The sequence below is a fragment of the Winslowiella toletana genome (assembly GCF_017875465.1).
GTDB lineage: Bacteria > Pseudomonadota > Gammaproteobacteria > Enterobacterales > Enterobacteriaceae > Erwinia > Erwinia toletana.
Genome location: NZ_JAGGMQ010000001.1, coordinates 2,685,585 through 2,705,263, shown reverse-complemented (window position 1 = coordinate 2,705,263; position 19,679 = coordinate 2,685,585). Strand labels below are relative to the sequence as shown.

At 54.4% G+C, this 19,679-nt stretch carries 13 protein-coding genes, 1 tRNA gene, 3 rRNA genes and 1 riboswitch; of the genes, 5 read left to right on the top strand and 12 right to left on the bottom strand.

Features of this window, described 5'->3' with window-relative positions; translation table 11 throughout:
• Nucleotides 1-74: 74 nt before the first annotated feature.
• From metA to J2125_RS12595, 5 genes are all read right to left on the bottom strand, one after another.
• The gene (gene metA, locus J2125_RS12615) at nucleotides 75-1,004 is read right to left on the bottom strand and encodes a homoserine O-acetyltransferase MetA (protein ID WP_017801712.1); all 930 of its coding nucleotides are present in this window, start codon (nucleotides 1,002-1,004) and stop codon (nucleotides 75-77) included.
• Between the two features lie 192 nt (nucleotides 1,005-1,196).
• A 5S ribosomal RNA gene (gene rrf, locus J2125_RS12610) occupies nucleotides 1,197-1,312 on the bottom strand.
• 208 nt (nucleotides 1,313-1,520) lie between these two features.
• Nucleotides 1,521-4,428, bottom strand: a 23S ribosomal RNA gene (locus J2125_RS12605).
• 225 nt (nucleotides 4,429-4,653) lie between these two features.
• Nucleotides 4,654-4,729: transfer RNA gene (locus J2125_RS12600), tRNA-Glu, on the bottom strand.
• Between the two features lie 70 nt (nucleotides 4,730-4,799).
• Nucleotides 4,800-6,342 (bottom strand): 16S ribosomal RNA (locus J2125_RS12595).
• The 16S, 23S and 5S rRNA genes sit together here with 1 tRNA gene alongside, the layout of an rRNA operon.
• 642 nt (nucleotides 6,343-6,984) lie before the next feature.
• On the opposite strand from J2125_RS12595, the gene purH reads away from it, so the two are divergent.
• Both purH and purD read left to right on the top strand, forming a co-directional pair.
• Nucleotides 6,985-8,574, top strand: a complete 1,590-nt coding sequence (purH, locus tag J2125_RS12590) for a bifunctional phosphoribosylaminoimidazolecarboxamide formyltransferase/IMP cyclohydrolase (protein WP_017803063.1) — start codon at nucleotides 6,985-6,987, stop codon at nucleotides 8,572-8,574.
• A gap of 20 nt (nucleotides 8,575-8,594) precedes the next feature.
• A complete protein-coding gene (gene purD / locus J2125_RS12585) occupies nucleotides 8,595-9,875 on the top strand; it encodes a phosphoribosylamine--glycine ligase (RefSeq protein ID WP_017803062.1) in 1,281 nt (426 codons plus the stop codon).
• Between the two features lie 42 nt (nucleotides 9,876-9,917).
• On the opposite strand, the gene J2125_RS12580 is transcribed toward purD, so the two are convergent.
• From J2125_RS12580 to nudC, 6 genes are all read right to left on the bottom strand, one after another.
• Nucleotides 9,918-10,565: a DUF1481 domain-containing protein gene (locus J2125_RS12580; protein ID WP_017803061.1), complete on the bottom strand. Its 648-nt coding sequence runs from the start codon at nucleotides 10,563-10,565 to the stop codon at nucleotides 9,918-9,920.
• An 83-nt stretch (nucleotides 10,566-10,648) separates the two neighbouring features.
• Complete coding sequence (gene hupA, locus J2125_RS12575; RefSeq protein WP_017803060.1) at nucleotides 10,649-10,921, bottom strand: nucleoid-associated protein HU-alpha; 273 nt, start codon at nucleotides 10,919-10,921, stop codon at nucleotides 10,649-10,651.
• Between the two features lie 188 nt (nucleotides 10,922-11,109).
• Nucleotides 11,110-11,700: a YjaG family protein gene (locus J2125_RS12570; protein ID WP_017803059.1), complete on the bottom strand. Its 591-nt coding sequence runs from the start codon at nucleotides 11,698-11,700 to the stop codon at nucleotides 11,110-11,112.
• Between the two features lie 65 nt (nucleotides 11,701-11,765).
• Entirely contained in the window at nucleotides 11,766-12,434 is a 669-nt protein-coding gene (gene nfi, locus J2125_RS12565; RefSeq protein ID WP_017803058.1) for a deoxyribonuclease V, read from the bottom strand.
• Nucleotides 12,435-12,436: 2 nt separating this feature from the next.
• On the bottom strand, nucleotides 12,437-13,504 hold the full coding sequence (gene hemE, locus J2125_RS12560) for a uroporphyrinogen decarboxylase (RefSeq protein ID WP_026111974.1): 1,068 nt from the start codon (nucleotides 13,502-13,504) through the stop codon (nucleotides 12,437-12,439).
• A gap of 130 nt (nucleotides 13,505-13,634) precedes the next feature.
• Nucleotides 13,635-14,408, bottom strand: a complete 774-nt coding sequence (gene nudC / locus J2125_RS12555; protein WP_017803056.1) for an NAD(+) diphosphatase — start codon at nucleotides 14,406-14,408, stop codon at nucleotides 13,635-13,637.
• Between the two features lie 100 nt (nucleotides 14,409-14,508).
• On the opposite strand from nudC, the gene J2125_RS12550 reads away from it, so the two are divergent.
• The 3 genes from J2125_RS12550 (at nucleotide 14,509) to thiE (ending at nucleotide 17,886) form a co-directional block, all read left to right on the top strand.
• Nucleotides 14,509-15,015, top strand: a complete 507-nt coding sequence (locus J2125_RS12550) for an Rsd/AlgQ family anti-sigma factor (RefSeq protein WP_017803055.1) — start codon at nucleotides 14,509-14,511, stop codon at nucleotides 15,013-15,015.
• Between the two features lie 87 nt (nucleotides 15,016-15,102).
• Nucleotides 15,103-15,203, top strand: a riboswitch (TPP riboswitch).
• Nucleotides 15,204-15,295: 92 nt separating this feature from the next.
• Nucleotides 15,296-17,239, top strand: a complete 1,944-nt coding sequence (gene thiC / locus J2125_RS12545; protein WP_017803054.1) for a phosphomethylpyrimidine synthase ThiC — start codon at nucleotides 15,296-15,298, stop codon at nucleotides 17,237-17,239.
• Nucleotides 17,236-17,886 (top strand): thiamine phosphate synthase, encoded by a 651-nt coding sequence (gene thiE / locus J2125_RS12540; protein WP_017803053.1) that lies wholly within the window; start codon nucleotides 17,236-17,238, stop codon nucleotides 17,884-17,886. Before thiC ends, thiE begins: the two co-directional genes overlap by 4 nt.
• 176 nt (nucleotides 17,887-18,062) lie before the next feature.
• Here the strand turns inward: thiE and J2125_RS12535 are convergent, their stop codons facing one another.
• A complete protein-coding gene (locus tag J2125_RS12535; RefSeq protein WP_017803052.1) occupies nucleotides 18,063-19,547 on the bottom strand; it encodes an aminotransferase-like domain-containing protein in 1,485 nt (494 codons plus the stop codon).
• Between the last annotated feature and the right edge of the window lie 132 nt (nucleotides 19,548-19,679).

Here is a 19,679-nt window from a genome sequence, read left to right as displayed (position 1 = left end):
GAGGTTTTCAGCAGAGAGATGGGACAGGCAGAAGTGATCGGCGGGTCAAAAAGCATTCAACCCGCCACAGCAGATTATTCCAGCGTTGGATTCATATGGCGCAGATCAAACGGTGTGATCTGGTAGACGTAATAGTTCAGCCAGTTGGTAAACAGCAGATTGCCGTGGCTACGCCAGGTGGCACGCGGTGGCAGCTCGGGATTGTCCTGCGGGAAATAATTAAATGGCACGTCAGGCTGTAATCCGGCTTCGTAATCACGATGATATTCACCCGACAGTGTCAGGGCATCATACTCAGGGTGACCGGTGACAAACGCCAGCCGCTTATCTTTACTGGCAAACAGGTATGCGCCGGTCTGCTCTGATTCGGCGAAGATCTCCAGATCGGTGTAGTCGCGCAATAACTGGCTGGGGAAATCGGCATAGCGTGAATGCGGAGCGAGGAAGTTATCATCAAAGCCGCGCGTAAGCAGCGCGTGTGGATGCAGGGTTTGGTGCTCATACACGCCAGAAAGTTTGCTTTGTCGCGTCTGTTTCGGAATGCCATACAGGATATTTAACGCCGCCTGCACCGCCCAACAGACAAATAGTGTCGAGGTGACATGCTCTTTCGCCCAGTGCAGCACGCGCTGGATCTGCGGCCAGTAGGCAACATCGTTAAAATCCACCAGACCTAAAGGCGCGCCAGTGACGATCAATCCATCAAAATTATCGTGCTGGATATCTTCAAAATTGCAGTAGAAATTGTTGAGGTGCTCGCTCGGTGTATTACGTGATTCACGCGCGTCGATACGCAGTAACTGAATATCGATTTGCAGCGGCGAATTGGAGAGCAGGCGCAAAAACTGGTTCTCAGTCTCAATCTTTTTTGGCATCAGATTTAATACCAGCACCTTTAACGGACGGATTTCCTGAACACTTGCGCGTGACGAGGCCATCACAAAGACGTTCTCGTTGCGCAGGAAATTCACTGCTGGTAGTTCATCGGGTACCCTGATTGGCATAACCTGTTTTCCTCATTCATACGTTTATACGTTTAGACATCCAGATGCCTGAAGATAGCCTTTTGCCGTACAAAAGTCGAGAGATCATCCAATAGTTGAAAATGTTTCACCTTAACGGCAAAGCATTGCTGAAAAAGTCCCAAACGCAAAAAACCCTTATGCTTTCGCATAAGGGTTATCGCTTTATTTGATGCCTGGCAGTTCCCTACTCTCGCATGGGGAGACCCCACACTACCATCGGCGCTACGGCGTTTCACTTCTGAGTTCGGCATGGGGTCAGGTGGGACCACCGCGCTAAAGCCGCCAGGCAAATTCTTTGTGCTCTGTCCTGTGTCTTTTACGCTCTGACCGCGTTGGCTGCCTTCGCGTCACTCAGTCACATACTTCTGTATGCTCCTTCATGCCGTCTCAGTTGCCGCCTTGTCACAGCGCAAAATCCTTCGGACTTAATTCCGGTGAACAAGCTGAATACTGTCGCGTCTCTCTCAACGCTCACCAAAACACTTCTGGTGTTGTAAGGTTAAGCCTCACGGGTCATTAGTACCGGTTAGCTCAACGCATCGCTGCGCTTACACACCCGGCCTATCAACGTCGTAGTCTTCAACGTCCCTTCAGGACTCTCAAGGAGTCAGGGAGAATTCATCTCGAGGCAAGTTTCGCGCTTAGATGCTTTCAGCGCTTATCTTTTCCGCATTTAGCTACCGGGCAATGCCATTGGCATGACAACCCGAACACCAGTGATGCGTCCACTCCGGTCCTCTCGTACTAGGAGCAGCCCCTCTCAATTCTCCAGCGCCCACGGCAGATAGGGACCGAACTGTCTCACGACGTTCTAAACCCAGCTCGCGTACCACTTTAAACGGCGAACAGCCGTACCCTTGGGACCTACTTCAGCCCCAGGATGTGATGAGCCGACATCGAGGTGCCAAACACCGCCGTCGATATGAACTCTTGGGCGGTATCAGCCTGTTATCCCCGGAGTACCTTTTATCCGTTGAGCGATGGCCCTTCCATTCAGAACCACCGGATCACTATGACCTGCTTTCGCACCTGCTCGAGCCGTCACTCTCGCAGTCAAGCCAGCTTATGCCATTGCACTAACCTCACGATGTCCGACCGTGATTAGCTGACCTTCGTGCTCCTCCGTTACTCTTTAGGAGGAGACCGCCCCAGTCAAACTACCCACCAGACACTGTCCCCACCCCGGATTACGGGGCCAGGTTAGAACATCAAACATTAAAGGGTGGTATTTCAAGGTTGGCTCCACGCAGACTGGCGTCCACGCTTCAAAGCCTCCCACCTATCCTACACATCAAGGCTCAATGTTCAGTGTCAAGCTGTAGTAAAGGTTCACGGGGTCTTTCCGTCTTGCCGCGGGTACACTGCATCTTCACAGCGAGTTCAATTTCACTGAGTCTCGGGTGGAGACAGCCTGGCCATCATTACGCCATTCGTGCAGGTCGGAACTTACCCGACAAGGAATTTCGCTACCTTAGGACCGTTATAGTTACGGCCGCCGTTTACCGGGGCTTCGATCAAGAGCTTCTCCTTGCGGATAACCCCATCAATTAACCTTCCGGCACCGGGCAGGCGTCACACCGTATACGTCCACTTTCGTGTTTGCACAGTGCTGTGTTTTTAATAAACAGTTGCAGCCAGCTGGTATCTTCGACTGCCTTCGGCTCCGCCCGCGAGGGGGTTCACCTACCAGCAGCGTGCCTTCTCCCGAAGTTACGGCACCATTTTGCCTAGTTCCTTCACCCGAGTTCTCTCAAGCGCCTTGGTATTCTCTACCTGACCACCTGTGTCGGTTTGGGGTACGATTCGATGTTACCTGATGCTTAGAGGCTTTTCCTGGAAGCAGGGCATTTGTTACTTCACCACCGTGGTGGCTCGTCATCACGCCTCAGCCTTAAAGCGTTCCGGATTTGCCTGGAACGCAAGCCTACACGCTTAAACCGGGACAACCGTCGCCCGGCTAACATAGCCTTCTCCGTCCCCCCTTCGCAGTAACACCGGGTACAGGAATATTAACCTGTTTCCCATCGACTACGCTTTTCAGCCTCGCCTTAGGGGTCGACTCACCCTGCCCCGATTAACGTTGGACAGGAACCCTTGGTCTTCCGGCGAGCGGGCTTTTCACCCGCTTTATCGTTACTTATGTCAGCATTCGCACTTCTGATACCTCCAGCAGACCTCACAGTCCACCTTCGACGGCTTACAGAACGCTCCCCTACCCAACAACGCATACGCGTCGCTGCCGCAGCTTCGGTGCATGGTTTAGCCCCGTTACATCTTCCGCGCAGGCCGACTCGACCAGTGAGCTATTACGCTTTCTTTAAATGATGGCTGCTTCTAAGCCAACATCCTGGCTGTCTGTGCCTTCCCACATCGTTTCCCACTTAACCATGACTTTGGGACCTTAGCTGGCGGTCTGGGTTGTTTCCCTCTTCACGACGGACGTTAGCACCCGCCGTGTGTCTCCCGTGATAACATTCTCCGGTATTCGCAGTTTGCATCGGGTTGGTAAGCCGGGATGGCCCCCTAGCCGAAACAGTGCTCTACCCCCGGAGATGAGTTCACGAGGCGCTACCTAAATAGCTTTCGGGGAGAACCAGCTATCTCCCGGTTTGATTGGCCTTTCACCCCCAGCCACAAGTCATCCGCTAATTTTTCAACATTAGTCGGTTCGGTCCTCCAGTTAGTGTTACCCAACCTTCAACCTGCCCATGGCTAGATCACCGGGTTTCGGGTCTATACCCTGCAACTTAACGCCCAGTTAAGACTCGGTTTCCCTGCGGCTCCCCTATACGGTTAACCTTGCTACAGAATATAAGTCGCTGACCCATTATACAAAAGGTACGCAGTCACCCCCCTGAAGAGGGCTTCCACTGCTTGTACGTACACGGTTTCAGGTTCTGTTTCACTCCCCTCGCCGGGGTTCTTTTCGCCTTTCCCTCACGGTACTGGTTCACTATCGGTCAGTCAGGAGTATTTAGCCTTGGAGGATGGTCCCCCCATATTCAGACAGGATGTCACGTGTCCCGCCCTACTCATCGAACTCACAGCAAGTGTGCCTTTGTGTACGGGAGTATCACCCTGTACCCTGCGACTTTCCAGACGCTTCCACTGACGCACAAACTGATTCAGGTTCTGGGCTGTTCCCCGTTCGCTCGCCGCTACTGGGGGAATCTCGGTTGATTTCTTTTCCTCTGGGTACTTAGATGTTTCAGTTCCCCAGGTTCGCCTCGTTAAGCTATGTATTCACTTAACGATGATGCACCGCAGTGCACCGGGTTTCCCCATTCGGGTATCGACGGGTATAGCGCCTCATATCGGCTTACCGTCGCTTATCGCAGATTAGCACGCCCTTCATCGCCTCTGACTGCCAGGGCATCCACCGTGTACGCTTAGTCGCTTAACCTCACAACCCGGAAGTGTCTTTCGACCCTCGGGGCTGCAAGCATTTGAGAGACTCGAATATATCGTGCTTCATTTCTTATTACGGAGAAATGAGACGACATATCGTTTCAATTTTCAGCTTGTTCCGGATTTTTAAAGAGCAAATATCTCAAACGTGACTCGCCTTGCGGCCTAATCAGTTTTGAGATACTGGGTTGATAACGTCTTTCACATCGTTATCAGAGTATGGCGTCCCCAAGGGGATTCGAACCCCTGTTACAGCCGTGAAAGGGCAGTGTCCTGGGCCTCTAGACGATGGGGACTCTGTTACTGTTGCTCGTTACTTTCATCAGACAATCTGTGTGGGCACTGCGCGGAGTATCTTCACATAGGTAAGGAGGTGATCCAACCGCAGGTTCCCCTACGGTTACCTTGTTACGACTTCACCCCAGTCATGAATCACAAAGTGGTAAGCGCCCTCCCGGAGGTTAAGCTACCTACTTCTTTTGCAACCCACTCCCATGGTGTGACGGGCGGTGTGTACAAGGCCCGGGAACGTATTCACCGTAGCATTCTGATCTACGATTACTAGCGATTCCGACTTCACGGAGTCGAGTTGCAGACTCCGATCCGGACTACGACGCACTTTATGAGGTCCGCTTGCTCTCGCGAGTTCGCTTCTCTTTGTATGCGCCATTGTAGCACGTGTGTAGCCCTGGCCGTAAGGGCCATGATGACTTGACGTCATCCCCACCTTCCTCCGGTTTATCACCGGCAGTCTCCTTTGAGTTCCCGCCATCACGCGCTGGCAACAAAGGATAAGGGTTGCGCTCGTTGCGGGACTTAACCCAACATTTCACAACACGAGCTGACGACAGCCATGCAGCACCTGTCTCACGGTTCCCGAAGGCACTAAGGCATCTCTGCCGAATTCCGTGGATGTCAAGGCCAGGTAAGGTTCTTCGCGTTGCATCGAATTAAACCACATGCTCCACCGCTTGTGCGGGCCCCCGTCAATTCATTTGAGTTTTAACCTTGCGGCCGTACTCCCCAGGCGGTCGACTTAACGCGTTAGCTCCGGAAGCCACGCCTCAAGGGCACAACCTCCAAGTCGACATCGTTTACGGCGTGGACTACCAGGGTATCTAATCCTGTTTGCTCCCCACGCTTTCGCACCTGAGCGTCAGTCTTCGTCCAGGGGGCCGCCTTCGCCACCGGTATTCCTCCAGATCTCTACGCATTTCACCGCTACACCTGGAATTCTACCCCCCTCTACGAGACTCTAGCCTGCCAGTTTCAAATGCAGTTCCCAGGTTGAGCCCGGGGATTTCACATCTGACTTAACAGACCGCCTGCGTGCGCTTTACGCCCAGTAATTCCGATTAACGCTTGCACCCTCCGTATTACCGCGGCTGCTGGCACGGAGTTAGCCGGTGCTTCTTCTGCGGGTAACGTCAATCGATGCGGTTATTAACCGCATCGCCTTCCTCCCCGCTGAAAGTACTTTACAACCCGAAGGCCTTCTTCATACACGCGGCATGGCTGCATCAGGCTTGCGCCCATTGTGCAATATTCCCCACTGCTGCCTCCCGTAGGAGTCTGGACCGTGTCTCAGTTCCAGTGTGGCTGGTCATCCTCTCAGACCAGCTAGGGATCGTCGCCTAGGTGAGCCATTACCCCACCTACTAGCTAATCCCATCTGGGTTCATCCGATGGTGTGAGGCCCGAAGGTCCCCCACTTTGCTCTTGCGAGATTATGCGGTATTAGCTACCGTTTCCAGTAGTTATCCCCCTCCATCGGGCAGATCCCCAGACATTACTCACCCGTCCGCCGCTCGTCACCCAAGGAGCAAGCTCCTCTGTGCTACCGCCCGACTTGCATGTGTTAGGCCTGCCGCCAGCGTTCAATCTGAGCCATGATCAAACTCTTCAATTAAAAAGCTTGATGCTCAAAGAATTAAAACTGTTATTCGTAATGAATATAGTAGTCACTCTTGAGACTTGATATTTCAAATTTTTTCCATCCGGGGATGGTTTGCGATATCAACCCTGCGAGTGCCCACACAGATTGTCTGATAAATTGTTAAAGAGCAGTGCAATCAGCGACTTCGTCTGCTGCTGCGAGGTGGCGTATATTACGCTTTCCTCCCTCAGAGTCAACCCCGTTTTCAGAAGTTTTTCTCCGGCGGTTCAGAACCGATTAACTCGCTTCCCGAACCTCCTGAGCCGCCGCTGTGTAAGCCGTTGTTCCGTCTCAGTGGTTGCGCATTATAGGGAGTTCCGCGCAGGCCGCAACACCTAATTTGCGATAAATTGACTGTTCGCTGCAATCCACAGCAAAAGGCCGCCTTATACGCAGTTATGCACAAAGTTATCCACATTGTTCCGCAACGGACAATTTTGACGAGCATCACGCAAACGTTTTCGCTACAATGCGACGCGACGTTCGGCCCCCCTTTTGGGGCGTTACCTGAAACTTATCTTCTTTCTATATAGAGAAGAGAAACAGCTAAGCTTGATGTAACGCTCTTTCATTACCCAAAGTAACTGCGAACCAAAGCCAAGGGATATAACCACCATGCAACAACCTCGTCCTCTACGCCGCGCGCTGCTCAGCGTGTCTGATAAAGCCGGTATCCTCGAATTCGCCCAGGCGCTCTCCAGCCGCGGTGTCGAACTGCTCTCTACTGGCGGTACTGCACGTCTGCTGGCTGACGCTGGTCTGCCAGTAACCGAAGTATCGGATTACACTGGTTTCCCTGAAATGATGGATGGACGCGTCAAAACGCTGCACCCGAAAGTGCATGGTGGCATTTTAGGTCGCCGTGGTCAGGATGATGCGATTATGGCGGAACATAACATCGCGCCAATCGACATGGTGGTCGTTAACCTTTATCCGTTTGCCGAGACGGTGGCGCGCGAAGGTTGTTCACTGGCAGATGCAGTAGAGAATATCGATATCGGTGGCCCGAGCATGGTGCGCTCCGCAGCGAAGAACCATAAAGATGTGGCCATCGTAGTGAAGAGCAGCGACTACAGCGCCATTATTGCTGAGCTGGATGCCAACGAAAACTCGCTGACGCTGGCGACCCGTTTCGATCTCGCTATCAAAGCGTTCGAACACACCGCCGCTTATGACAGCATGATCGCCAACTACTTCGGCAGCATGGTGCCGGCTTACCACGGTGACGCCAGCGAACCGGCTGGTCGCTTCCCGCGCACGCTGAACCTGAACTTTATTAAGAAGCAGGATATGCGTTATGGCGAGAACAGCCATCAGGATGCTGCCTTCTATATAGAAGAGAAGATTACTGAAGCCTCGGTCGCTACCGCACAGCAGGTGCAGGGCAAAGCGCTCTCCTATAACAATATCGCCGATACCGATGCAGCGCTGGAGTGCGTCAAAGAGTTTAGCGAAGCAGCCTGCGTGATCGTCAAGCATGCAAACCCTTGTGGTGTGGCGGTTGGCGATTCGATTTTCGATGCTTACGAGCGTGCATACAAAACTGACCCGACTTCAGCGTTTGGCGGCATCATTGCCTTTAACCGCGAGCTGGACGAAGCAACCGCACAGGCGATTATCAGCCGCCAGTTTGTCGAAGTGATTATTGCCCCTTCCGCTACTGCTGCAGCCCTGAAAGTCACCGCTGCCAAACAGAACGTGCGCGTACTGACCTGCGGCCAGTGGCAGCAGCGTCAGAAAGGCCTCGATTTCAAACGGGTTAATGGTGGTCTGCTGGTGCAGGATCGCGATCTGGGCATGGTTGACGCCAGCCAGCTGCGTGTCGTCAGCGAGCGCCAGCCAACTGAGCAGGAGCTGCGTGATGCGCTGTTCTGCTGGAAAGTGGCGAAGTTTGTTAAATCTAACGCCATCGTGTATGCGCAGAATAATATGACTATCGGCATTGGCGCCGGTCAGATGAGCCGCGTCTACTCAGCGAAAATCGCCGGTATCAAAGCGGCGGACGAAGGTCTGGAAGTGAAAGGCTGTGCAATGGCCTCTGATGCTTTCTTCCCGTTCCGTGACGGTATTGATGCCGCCGCTGCGGTTGGCGTCAGCTGTGTGATCCAACCGGGTGGCTCTATTCGTGATGATGAAGTGATCGCGGCGGCCAATGAGCACGGCATCGCGATGATCTTCACCGACATGCGCCATTTCCGCCATTAATCGCCCCTGGAGAATTCGTAATGAAAATTTTAGTTATCGGTAATGGTGGTCGTGAACACGCACTGGCATGGAAAGCATCGCAGTCACCGCTGGCGGAAACCGTATTTGTCGCGCCAGGTAATGCCGGTACCGCGCTGGAACCTGCTTTGCAGAACGTGGCGATTAGCGCCACCGATATCCCTGCGCTGCTGAGCTTTGCGCAGAATGAGAAGATCGACCTGACGATTGTTGGTCCGGAAGCGCCGCTGGTGATTGGCGTGGTGGATGCCTTCCGCGCCGCCGGTCTGAAAATCTTTGGCCCAACGCAGGCCGCAGCCCAGCTGGAAGGTTCGAAAGCCTTTACCAAGGATTTCCTTGCCCGCCATCATATCCCGACGGCGGAGTACCAGAACTTTACCGAAGTGGAGCCAGCCCTGGCTTATGTGCGCAGTAAAGGCGCACCGATTGTGATCAAAGCTGATGGCCTGGCGGCGGGTAAAGGCGTGATTGTCGCCATGACCCTGCAGGAAGCGGAAGATGCGATTCAGGATATGCTGGCAGGCAATGCCTTCGGCGATGCCGGTCACCGCATTGTGGTGGAAGAGTTCCTCGACGGCGAAGAAGCCAGCTTTATTGTGATGGTCGATGGCGAGCACGTGCTGCCAATGGCCACCAGCCAGGATCACAAACGTGTTGGCGACGGTGATACCGGCCCGAACACCGGTGGTATGGGCGCTTATTCTCCGGCGCCAGTGGTGACCGATGAGATCCACCAGCGCGTGATGGACGAAGTTATCTGGCCAACCGTGCGCGGTATGGCGGCCGAAGGGAATACCTACACCGGTTTCCTGTATGCCGGTCTGATGATTGGCAGCAACAACCAGCCAAAAGTGATCGAATTTAACTGTCGCTTTGGCGATCCGGAAACTCAGCCGATCATGTTGCGTCTGCAGTCGGATCTGGTCGATCTTTGCCTCGCCGCCTGCGACGGTAAACTGGATCAGCGCGATTCCAGATGGGATCCGCGTCCTTCACTGGGTGTGGTGCTGGCCGCTGGCGGTTATCCGGGCGATTACCGCACCGGCGATCAGATCCACGGTTTACCGCTGGAAGAAGTGGCTGATGGCAAGGTGTTCCATGCTGGCACCACCATGCAGGATGATCTGGTGGTGACCAATGGCGGACGCGTACTGTGCGTAACCGCGCTGGGTGAAGATGTGGCGGCGGCGCAACAGCGTGCTTATCAGCTGCTGCAACCTATCTCCTGGGATGGCAGCTTCTGCCGTAAAGATATCGGTTACCGCGCGATTAATCGTAAGTAATCTGTTGACGGGCGGCGAGAACGCCGCCCCTGCACCCCTGTTTTAAAACCCTTCTTCCTGCGGTTCCCACTGACAATAATCTTCATTTGCCACCAGCAACAGCTGGGTGCCTTCTGGCGCTTCCAGCCAGGCGATACTCACTGGCTGACTGGATTTCGCCTGACGTTGCATGATATAGCGCAGTGAGCGGTCATCCAGCGCGGGCTTCACCCGCTGGCCCTGACAGGTTTTCACTGCGCCCTCGCCTGACCACTGGCCCTGTTTCAGCATCACACGCCCGCTGAGCAGCGCATCACTGATCTTAAGCATCCGTTGGGCATCAAAGGTATAAAGCGCTACAGCGTCCGCTGAGACCGCCTCACGGCGTCCCTGCAACTGTCGCTGCATAAAATTAAGTTGCCCCTGCTGATCAAAGCGCAGGGTGATGTCATCGGGATGGCCGCCAGCGATGTGGCGTTCAATTGAGACCAGCTTGCCATCCTGCCAGTTATAGTCGGTCATTTCGGTGGCGTCGCCATTAAACGGACTGAACACCGTCTTCATATGTGCCACTTGTTGCTGGCTGTCTTTGCGCCAGATACGGACTGCGCCGCGGTCAGCAAGATAACCACTGGCGGTAAAGTCCGGCAGTGTGGATTGAGAGCTGCAACCCGCAAGGAGAATGGTGAAAGCGAGGAGAACGTATTTCATAAATTCTCACACGGACTAGAGAGATAAAAAACAAAAGGAGCGATCAGATCGCCCCCCTGTTCAAACTTTTAGCGCAAACGCTATTACTTAACAGCGTCTTTCAGTGCTTTACCAGATACAAATGCCGGTACGTTTGCAGCAGCAATTTTGATTTCATTGCCAGTCTGCGGGTTGCGGCCAGTACGCTCAGCACGGTGGTTAACTTTAAAGGTACCAAAACCAACCAGTTGTACAGCATCACCTTCTTTCAGAGACTCAGTAATCGCAGCCAGGGTGGATTCCAGAGCAGCTTTAGCCTGGGTCTTAGACAGGTCCGCTTTGTCCGCAATTACATCAATCAGTTGAGTCTTGTTCATAAGTTATCCTTACAGTGTATTTATCGCTTGCTAAGCATCAAGTGCGAGGGAAAAGCCAGATTCTGGCACTCTTCAGCCTGCACGCACCGATAGCCACATTTTTCAGCCCCCCAAATGTAGACCAGACAGGGGGCGGATGTGAAGCCTTTAGGCATGACAAATCAGGCGTGAAGTCACGTTTTATCGCCTTATTGCTGAAATTTTATACCGATGTTGCTAATCGGGTCCTCGCGCAGGTCAGATCGCAGCCCTTTGATCAGCTCCAGGTCGCGCTCTTCACAGGCAGCCAGCAGGCGGAAAATCTCCCACTGGCAGTCCCATTCCTCTTCCACCGCCGGGTTCTCTTTTAGCTCATCATCGCTCATTTCACGACCAGCCTGGGTCATTTCGAGGATGGCGACGGTGGTGATCGAGGTCTCGCTGACTTCGATGGCATGAGCCAGCGTTTCACCACTTAAACGCGAGTGCAGTAATTCGCTCAGCGCCACACAGGCATCAATCGCCGGATGGACGCCATAGACATCGTAATCATCCGCCGACGGGATAGCTTCTTCCAGCTTCTCCAGTTGGCTGTCGAAATTCACTTTAGCATCTTTGATCACCAGCGTTTCCCACACCAGATCGAGGATGCGGCGATAGAGCTGAGGATCGGCAAAACCGGTTTGCTGGCAGAATGCCCAATAATTGGGATACATGCGCTCACACAGGCAAGCCATAAAAGTAACGTGCTGCCAGCTTTCCAGCTTTTCCAGCCGCAGATGAATCGGATTACGTAACATATTGGGATCTCATAGACATTGACGCGCGGCCTGCAGTGTACCTGAAAAGCCGCAGACTCACACCGTTAACCCTGCTGCTGCCAGCGCAGGAAAGCCGGACGTCCGGAGGCGACGGCATCGGCCCAGCGCGTCGGTTCCGGCAGGCGGTAGCCCGCCATACAGTTCTCCACCCACTGTAGCGCAGTATCGCTGCTGATGCGGTGGCCGGTGGCGATAAACAGCGGGTTGCAGCGCTTTTTACTGCGCCATACCCAGCCCAGCTGCTCACCCTTATCCATCAGCGGCTGACGTGCGCCCGGTTGATCATCCAGTGGTTCGAATTTGCCGCACAGGCGACTTTTCGCCACGCCAATGGTCGGCACATCCACCAGCAGGCCAAAATGGCTGGCGACGCCGAGACGGCGCGGATGCGAGATACCATGCCCGTCGACAAACAGCAGATCGGGCTGATGCTCCAGCATCTGCCAGGCAGCCAGTAACGCAGGATATTCGCGAAAAGAGAGAAAGCCGGGGATATAGGGCATGGTGGTGGCGATACGCGCCACCTTATGCTCAACCAGTTTTAACGAGGGATACTCCAGAACCACCAGCGCAGCACGCGTTACATCACCCTGCTGCTCGAAGCCCACATCCGCACCGGCAATCAGGCGCGGCGGCAGGCAATCAAAGTCATCATGACGTATCACTTCTTTGGCCCGGGCCAGCTGCTCTGCGCGCAGCGCCTGCATATCCATGCTTACTCCTGGTGATAGGGTCGTGACAGGCGGTGTACCGCCTCGACAAAGACACCGGCATGCTCGGGTGGCACATCGGGGTGAATACCGTGTCCCAGATTGAAGACATGACCATTGCCTTTGCCAAAGCCCTGCAGAATACCCGCCACTTCCTGCTCAATACGCGCCGGAGGCGCATACAGCATCGAAGGATCCATATTGCCCTGCAACGCCACACGATCGCCAACCCGACGGCGCGCATCAACAATATCGATGGTCCAGTCGAGTCCCAGCGCATCGCAGCCGGTGGCCGCCATCTCTTCCAGCCACTGACCGCCGCCTTTGGTAAACAGCGTCACCGGTACGCGACGGCCTTCATTTTCGTGCAGCAGACCGTCAACGATTTTATGCATGTAATAGAGCGAGAAATCGCGATAGTCGCGACCGGTCAGCACGCCGCCCCAGGTATCGAAGATCTGCACCGACTGCGCGCCGGCGTGGATCTGGGCATTCAGATACAGGGTGACGCTGTCCGCCAGCTTATCCAGCATCAGATGCAGGGTTTCCGGCTCGGCGTACATCATTTTCTTAATTTTGGTAAAGGCTTTACTGCTGCCACCTTCCACCATATAGGTCGCCAGCGTCCACGGACTGCCAGAGAAACCGATCAGCGGCACTTCGCCCTTCAGATTTTTACGGATGGTGCGTACCGCATTCATTACATAGCCCAGCTCCAGCTCCGGATCGGGCACCGGTAATTTTTCGACATCGGCGCGGCAGGTGATCGGCGAGGAGAAGCGCGGACCTTCGCCGGTTTCAAAGTAGAGCCCGAGACCCATCGCATCAGGAATGGTCAGGATATCGGAGAACAGGATCGCCGCATCAAGCGGAAAACGCCGCAACGGTTGTAGCGTCACTTCGCACGCCAGCTCAGCATTTTTGCACAGCGACATAAAATCACCGGCTTCAGCGCGGGTCGCTTTGTACTCCGGCAAATAACGTCCTGCCTGGCGCATCATCCATACCGGGGTGATATCTACCGGCTGACGCAGCAGCGCGCGTAAATAACGATCGTTCTTCAGTTCACTCATCATCAGACTCTCTCAAAAACAGGCGCGTAGTATATACCCAAAGTAGTTGGGGAACGAGTCGGGCTGGGCGGGAGCCGATAACGGCGGCCCTACGAAATTTGTAGGGGCGCCGTTATCGCCGCCCGCTTTATCAGTCGGCTTCGGCACGACAAAGCGCAACGGTATCCTCAATCAGGCGGCGCGCCACGGTGCCCGGCGGCGGCAACAGCGGCAGGTTGTCATAGCGATACCATCCGGCATCGATCAACTCTTTACCATCATGCTGCAAGACACCTTCATCGTAGTCAGCCATAAACGCCATCATCAGCGAGTGGGGAAACGGCCAGGGCTGCGAAGTGACATAGCGTACGTTTTTTATTTTAACGTTGCTCTCCTCCATCACCTCACGCGCGACGGCCTGCTCAAGGGTTTCACCCACTTCGACAAACCCGGCCAGCACGGTGTAGATACTGTTGCGATGGCGCGCATGCTGTGCCAGCAGAATCTCTTCACCACGACGGATGGCGACAATAATGCAGGGGGCAATCTGCGGATAATAGCGCTGGCGGCAGTGGCCACACAGACAGGCGTTTTCACTTTTACTGTGATGCATTTCATGGCCACAATAGCCGCACCAGCGATGGGAACGGAAAAACTCCGCCAGCTGCACGCCTCGTCCGGCAAGCTGGAACAGGCCCACATCCAGATCGATAATCTGCCGGACTGAGGCCATATTTTCACTACGATCCTCGCGGATCAGCCACACCTTTTCGCCCTGCCACTCACCAATCACCGATCCCTGCGATCCAGTGAGACCTAATTCTTCGGCGCTACCATGAGGCAGATCACCTTGTGGCAACCAAAGTTTCTGTTCATGGCTGACAACCCACCAGCCAACGTCTACGATAGAAATCTTATGTTCCATAAAAATTATTATCCTTTGCTTTAACAGGCTCGCTGTAGTACTGCTGTTAAGTATTCGGAAAGTTGCGCTAAGACTATAGTACCCAAATATGGAGTCGATCATGCTAAACCAGTTAGATGTTCTGGCTGCACGCGTCGGTGGCAGCAATGAACTGGTGGATCTCTGGTTAAACGCGCGCAGGCAACTGCTGGCGGCGTATTATCAGCTGGTAGGCATTAAGCCTAACAAAGATTCACTGACCGCACTTGATGATGAAGCACTGGATAACTTTTGTCAGAGACTGGTTGATTACCTTTCTACCGGCCACTTCAGCATTTACGAACGTATCATTAATGAATTACAGGGCGACAGCCCGTTACTGGCGGCATCGCAGATCTATCCGGCGCTGCAGGCAAATACCGAACAGATTATGAATTATTACGATACCCATCTGGAAACCGCGATTGACGATGATAATTGCCTTGAGTTCCAGCAGGCGTTATCAGGTGTCGGTGAAGCGCTGGAAGCGCGTTTTACGCTGGAAGATCGGCTGATTCAGCTGGCTCACGACCATCAGCTGCAACCTTTCACTGTCGCTAACGATGCGAATCTGGTGCGACCGGCGTAAAAGTTATCCGTTGGTAAACCCCTTGTAGTTTGTGATTCGCCCTTCTATGCTGAAGGGGTAATTTTGGGCTGGTGTTTCTGACCAGCCAGCATCTTGTCGGAGTGCCCTTTGGGGCTGAGACCGTTAATTCGGGATCCGCGGAACCTGATCAGGTTAGTACCTGCGAAGGGAACAAGAGTAAAGCCTCTTTTTCGGTGTTTGCCGCTCTGCCGCCACACCGTAAGTTACTCCCGCCGAACTCCGGGCAAGCCATTTTCCCTATGTCATCAGGATATGAGCTATGTCTGATATTGAAAAAAAAACCAACCGTCGTGAGCAGCGCGCTCAGGCTCAGCAGTTTATCGATTCACTGCAGGGCAGCGCCTTCCCCAACTCTGCACGTATTTATCTTAGCGGTAGCCGCGCCGATATCCGCGTGCCAATGCGCGAGATCCAGCTGAGTCCGACGATGGTCGGCGGCAGTAAAGACGATGCCAGATTCGAAGATAATGAGCCGGTGCCGGTGTATGACACCGCCGGGCCTTATGGCGATCCCGATGCGCTGATTGATGTGCATCGCGGTCTGCCAAAGCTGCGCGCTGAGTGGATTGCCGAACGCGGTGATAGCGAAGCGATTAGCCAGCTTAGCTCCAGCTGGACCCGGCAGCGACTGGCGGATGAAGGTCTGGATCATCTGCGCTTTGACCATCTGCCGCAGCCACAGCGAGCGCGGGCTGGTCACTGCGTGACCCAGATGCATTATGCGCGTCTGGGCGTTATCACCGCAGAGATGGAATTTATCGCGCTGCGGGAAAATATGGGCCGCGAACGCATTCGTGGTGAAGTGCTGTTACAGCAGCATCCGGGCAACAGCTTTGGCGCGCAGCTGCCGGAAAATATTACCGCTGAATTTGTCCGTCAGGAGGTCGCCGCCGGACGCGCGATTATTCCGGCCAATATCAACCATCCGGAAGCGGAACCGATGATTATTGGCCGCAATTTCCTGGTGAAGGTAAATGCCAATATTGGCAACTCGGCGGTCACCTCCTCGATTGAAGAAGAAGTGGAAAAACTGGTGTGGTCGACGCGCTGGGGCGCCGACACCGTAATGGATCTCTCTACCGGGCGTTATATCCATGAAACGCGCGAATGGATTCTGCGTAACAGCCCGGTGCCGATCGGCACCGTACCGATTTATCAGGCGCTGGAGAAGGTAAATGGCGTCGCTGAAGCGCTCAACTGGGAAATTTTCCGCGATACCCTGCTGGAACAGGCTGAACAGGGGGTGGATTATTTTACTATCCATGCCGGCGTGCTGTTACGTTATGTGCCGATGACCGCCAGACGCCTGACCGGCATCGTCTCGCGTGGCGGTTCGATTATGGCCAAGTGGTGCTTGTCCCATCATCAGGAGAGTTTTCTTTACCAGCATTTCCGCGAAATTTGCCAGATTTGCGCGGCTTACGATGTCTCCCTGTCGCTGGGTGATGGCCTGCGTCCCGGCTCGATTCAGGATGCCAACGATGAAGCGCAGTTTGCCGAGCTGCATACGCTGGGTGAACTGACCAGAATCGCCTGGGAATATGATGTGCAGGTGATGATCGAAGGTCCCGGCCATGTGCCAATGCAGATGATTCGCCGCAATATGACCGAACAGCTGGAACACTGCCATGAAGCGCCGTTCTACACCCTTGGCCCGCTGACCACCGATATCGCGCCCGGCTATGACCATTTCACCTCCGGCATCGGTGCGGCGATGATTGGCTGGTTCGGTTGTGCGATGCTCTGCTATGTTACGCCGAAAGAGCACCTTGGCCTGCCGAATAAAGAGGACGTTAAACAGGGACTGATCACCTATAAAATCGCGGCTCATGCGGCCGATCTGGCCAAAGGCCATCCGGGCGCGCAGATCCGTGATAACGCCATGTCAAAAGCACGTTTTGAATTCCGCTGGGAAGATCAGTTTAACCTGGCGCTGGATCCGCATACCGCGCGCGCTTATCACGATGAAACCCTGCCCCAGGAGTCGGGTAAAGTTGCCCATTTCTGCTCGATGTGCGGCCCCAAATTCTGTTCGATGAAGATTAGCCAGGAAGTGCGCGAATACGCGGCAAAACAGCAAGCGCCTGAAGCGCAGGCACAACCGATTGAAGTCGGCATGGCGCAGATGTCACAGGCCTTCCGCAGTCGCGGCGGCGAGCTGTATCACCCTGCCGATACCCTGAACCAGGAGGAATCACAATGATTTACCCTTTTCCTGCCACCGCGAAAAAACTCGGACTCTATCCGGTGGTTGATAGTGTGGAATGGATTGCCCGTCTGCTGGATGCGGGTGTGCGGACGATTCAGTTACGGATCAAAGATCAAACGGAAGCGGCGGTCGAAAATAGCATTGCCGAAGCTGTCGCGCTGGGTAAACGCTACCAGGCGCGTCTGTTTATCAATGACTACTGGCGACTGGCGATTAAGTACAACGCCTATGGTGTACATCTTGGTCAGGAAGACCTTGATGTGGCCGATTTAGACGCCATTCGTCACGCCGGATTACGCCTCGGACTGTCGACCCATGATGATGCCGAGCTGGATCGCGCGCTGGCGCTGCGCCCTTCCTATATCGCTCTCGGCCATATCTTCCCGACGCAGACCAAACAGATGCCTTCAGATCCACAGGGGCTGATTGAGCTGAAGCGCCATATTACGCGCCTTGGCGATATCTCCACGGTAGCGATTGGCGGCATCAGTATCGCGCGCGCGCCGGAGGTGCTGGCCTGCGGCGTGGGCAGTATTGCGGTGGTCAGCGCCATTACTCAGGCAGCAGACTGGCGTCAGGCAACGCAAACGTTGCTGGCACTGGCTGAACCCGAGCCGCAGTTTGGGACGGAACCCGCATAGAAAAGTAAGTTAAGGCAACGGTGAGGAAAAGTTGTCGGCGTGACGCGCAGCACGCGCGATGGCCGCTGGTGACTGAATTCGGCAGCGCTATAGTAGCGCTGTCGATGGCACTGTCGTCATCGTCCGGGGTCAGCATCTATCCCTTTATGCTGGCCCCGCCTTCCAGTTCCTCAGCGCTATCGATTAACAGCGGCCCCACCTCCACTTTTTTCAGGCAACGCCGCCACTGCCGGTATAACTGGCAAACAACACTCCATAGCGCGCTCAACCGCCGCCCCTAAGATGGCCAGCGCGCGTTCGGTTTGAGGATTAAACGGCAAAGCGTAATTTAGCCGCAGACAGTTGCGATATTTGCCCGCCGCGGAAAACAGCGAACCCACACTGATCTGAATATTGCACTCACGCAGCTCGCGATTCAGACGCACCGAGTCAAAAGCTTCAGGCAGCTCAATCCACATCAGAAAACCACCCTGCGGGCGGGTGACGCAAATGCCACAGGGGAAATAGTGCCGCACCCAATGGGTGAAAATATCGAGGTTACGCTGATAGTGCGCGCGCATGCGGCGCAGATGCGGCTGGTAATGGCCCTGGCGGATAAATTCGGCCACGGTCATCTGCATTTGCGTCGCCGTCGAGCCGGTGCCGATATATTTCATATGGATAACGCGATCAAGATAACGCCCCGGCGCCACCCAACCAACACGTAGCCCCGGAGCCAGCACTTTCGAAAATGAGCTGCACAGCATTACGCGCCCATCCTGATCCAGCGATTTGATGGTGATGGGACGTGGATAGTCGTACACCAGTTCACCGTAGACATCATCTTCAATAATTGCGATATCAAAGCGTTGCGCCAGCGCCAGCAGGCCGCGCTTGCGGTTGTCCGGCATGACAAAACCCAGTGGGTTATTGCAATTGGGCACCACCACCACCGCTTTGACTGGCCACTGATCCAGTGCCAGTTCCAGTGCTTCCAGACTGATGCCGGTTTCGCAATCCGTCGGGATCTCAATAACCTTGATGCCAAACCCATGCAGGGTCTGCATGGTGCCGTGGAAGGTGGGAGATTCAACAGCTATAATATCGCCCGGCTGGCATACACTGCGAATCGACACTGACAGCGCTTCATGACAGCCCGTGGTGATTACAATCTCATCAGCCGACAGCTGACAGCCACTGTCAATCGCCAGCCGCGCAACCTGCTCCCGTAACGCCGGGACGCCATAGATATTGTCATAGTTCAGCATTCGCAGATCCTGCTTCTGCGCGAGGCGACTCATGACTTTCCATAACGGTTTAATGGTCGGCTGACTGATATCAGGCATCCCGCTGCCAAGCTGCAGCATATCCTCTTCCAGCCGCGCGTTAATCAGTTCCAGCACCGATCCCCACTGGGTAATTTCAACCGGCCTTTGCGCAGGTCGGCTAATGGCGGGTACCGGCGGCGCGGCTTTACGCGGCGTGACAAAATAACCGGAGCGTGGCTGTGGGGTGATCAGTTGCCTCTCTTCCAGCAGATGATAAGCCTGCTGAACTGTGCTGATACTGACTCCGTGTTCGGTGCTTAATGTGCGCACTGAGGGCAGACGTTCTCCCCCCTGATACAGCCCCTGTTCGATACGCTGCGCCAGCAGCGTTGCCAGATGTTGATAGCGCGTCATCGTATTGCACTCTCCCCCGTCAGGTTAAGAAAAACCAGTACAGATGGCGCCAAAACTGACCATTCAGAAGCGGTAGCCATCATTCTGTATGACAATTAAAGTCAATTTTTGCATCTGTATTGTCAATAGCTT

Bases quoted from the DNA above. Each gene is read 5' to 3' on its own strand.
- metA (WP_017801712.1), bottom strand. From the start codon at position 1,004: ATGCCAATCAGGGTACCCGATGAACTACCAGCAGTGAATTTCCTGCGC.
- purH (WP_017803063.1), top strand. From the start codon at position 6,985: ATGCAACAACCTCGTCCTCTACGCCGCGCGCTGCTCAGCGTGTCTGAT.
- purD (WP_017803062.1), top strand. From the start codon at position 8,595: ATGAAAATTTTAGTTATCGGTAATGGTGGTCGTGAACACGCACTGGCA.
- J2125_RS12580 (WP_017803061.1), bottom strand. From the start codon at position 10,565: ATGAAATACGTTCTCCTCGCTTTCACCATTCTCCTTGCGGGTTGCAGC.
- hupA (WP_017803060.1), bottom strand. From the start codon at position 10,921: ATGAACAAGACTCAACTGATTGATGTAATTGCGGACAAAGCGGACCTG.
- J2125_RS12570 (WP_017803059.1), bottom strand. From the start codon at position 11,700: ATGTTACGTAATCCGATTCATCTGCGGCTGGAAAAGCTGGAAAGCTGG.
- nfi (WP_017803058.1), bottom strand. From the start codon at position 12,434: ATGGATATGCAGGCGCTGCGCGCAGAGCAGCTGGCCCGGGCCAAAGAA.
- hemE (WP_026111974.1), bottom strand. From the start codon at position 13,504: ATGAGTGAACTGAAGAACGATCGTTATTTACGCGCGCTGCTGCGTCAG.
- nudC (WP_017803056.1), bottom strand. From the start codon at position 14,408: ATGGAACATAAGATTTCTATCGTAGACGTTGGCTGGTGGGTTGTCAGC.
- J2125_RS12550 (WP_017803055.1), top strand. From the start codon at position 14,509: ATGCTAAACCAGTTAGATGTTCTGGCTGCACGCGTCGGTGGCAGCAAT.
- thiC (WP_017803054.1), top strand. From the start codon at position 15,296: ATGTCTGATATTGAAAAAAAAACCAACCGTCGTGAGCAGCGCGCTCAG.
- thiE (WP_017803053.1), top strand. From the start codon at position 17,236: ATGATTTACCCTTTTCCTGCCACCGCGAAAAAACTCGGACTCTATCCG.
- J2125_RS12535 (WP_017803052.1), bottom strand. From the start codon at position 19,547: ATGACGCGCTATCAACATCTGGCAACGCTGCTGGCGCAGCGTATCGAA.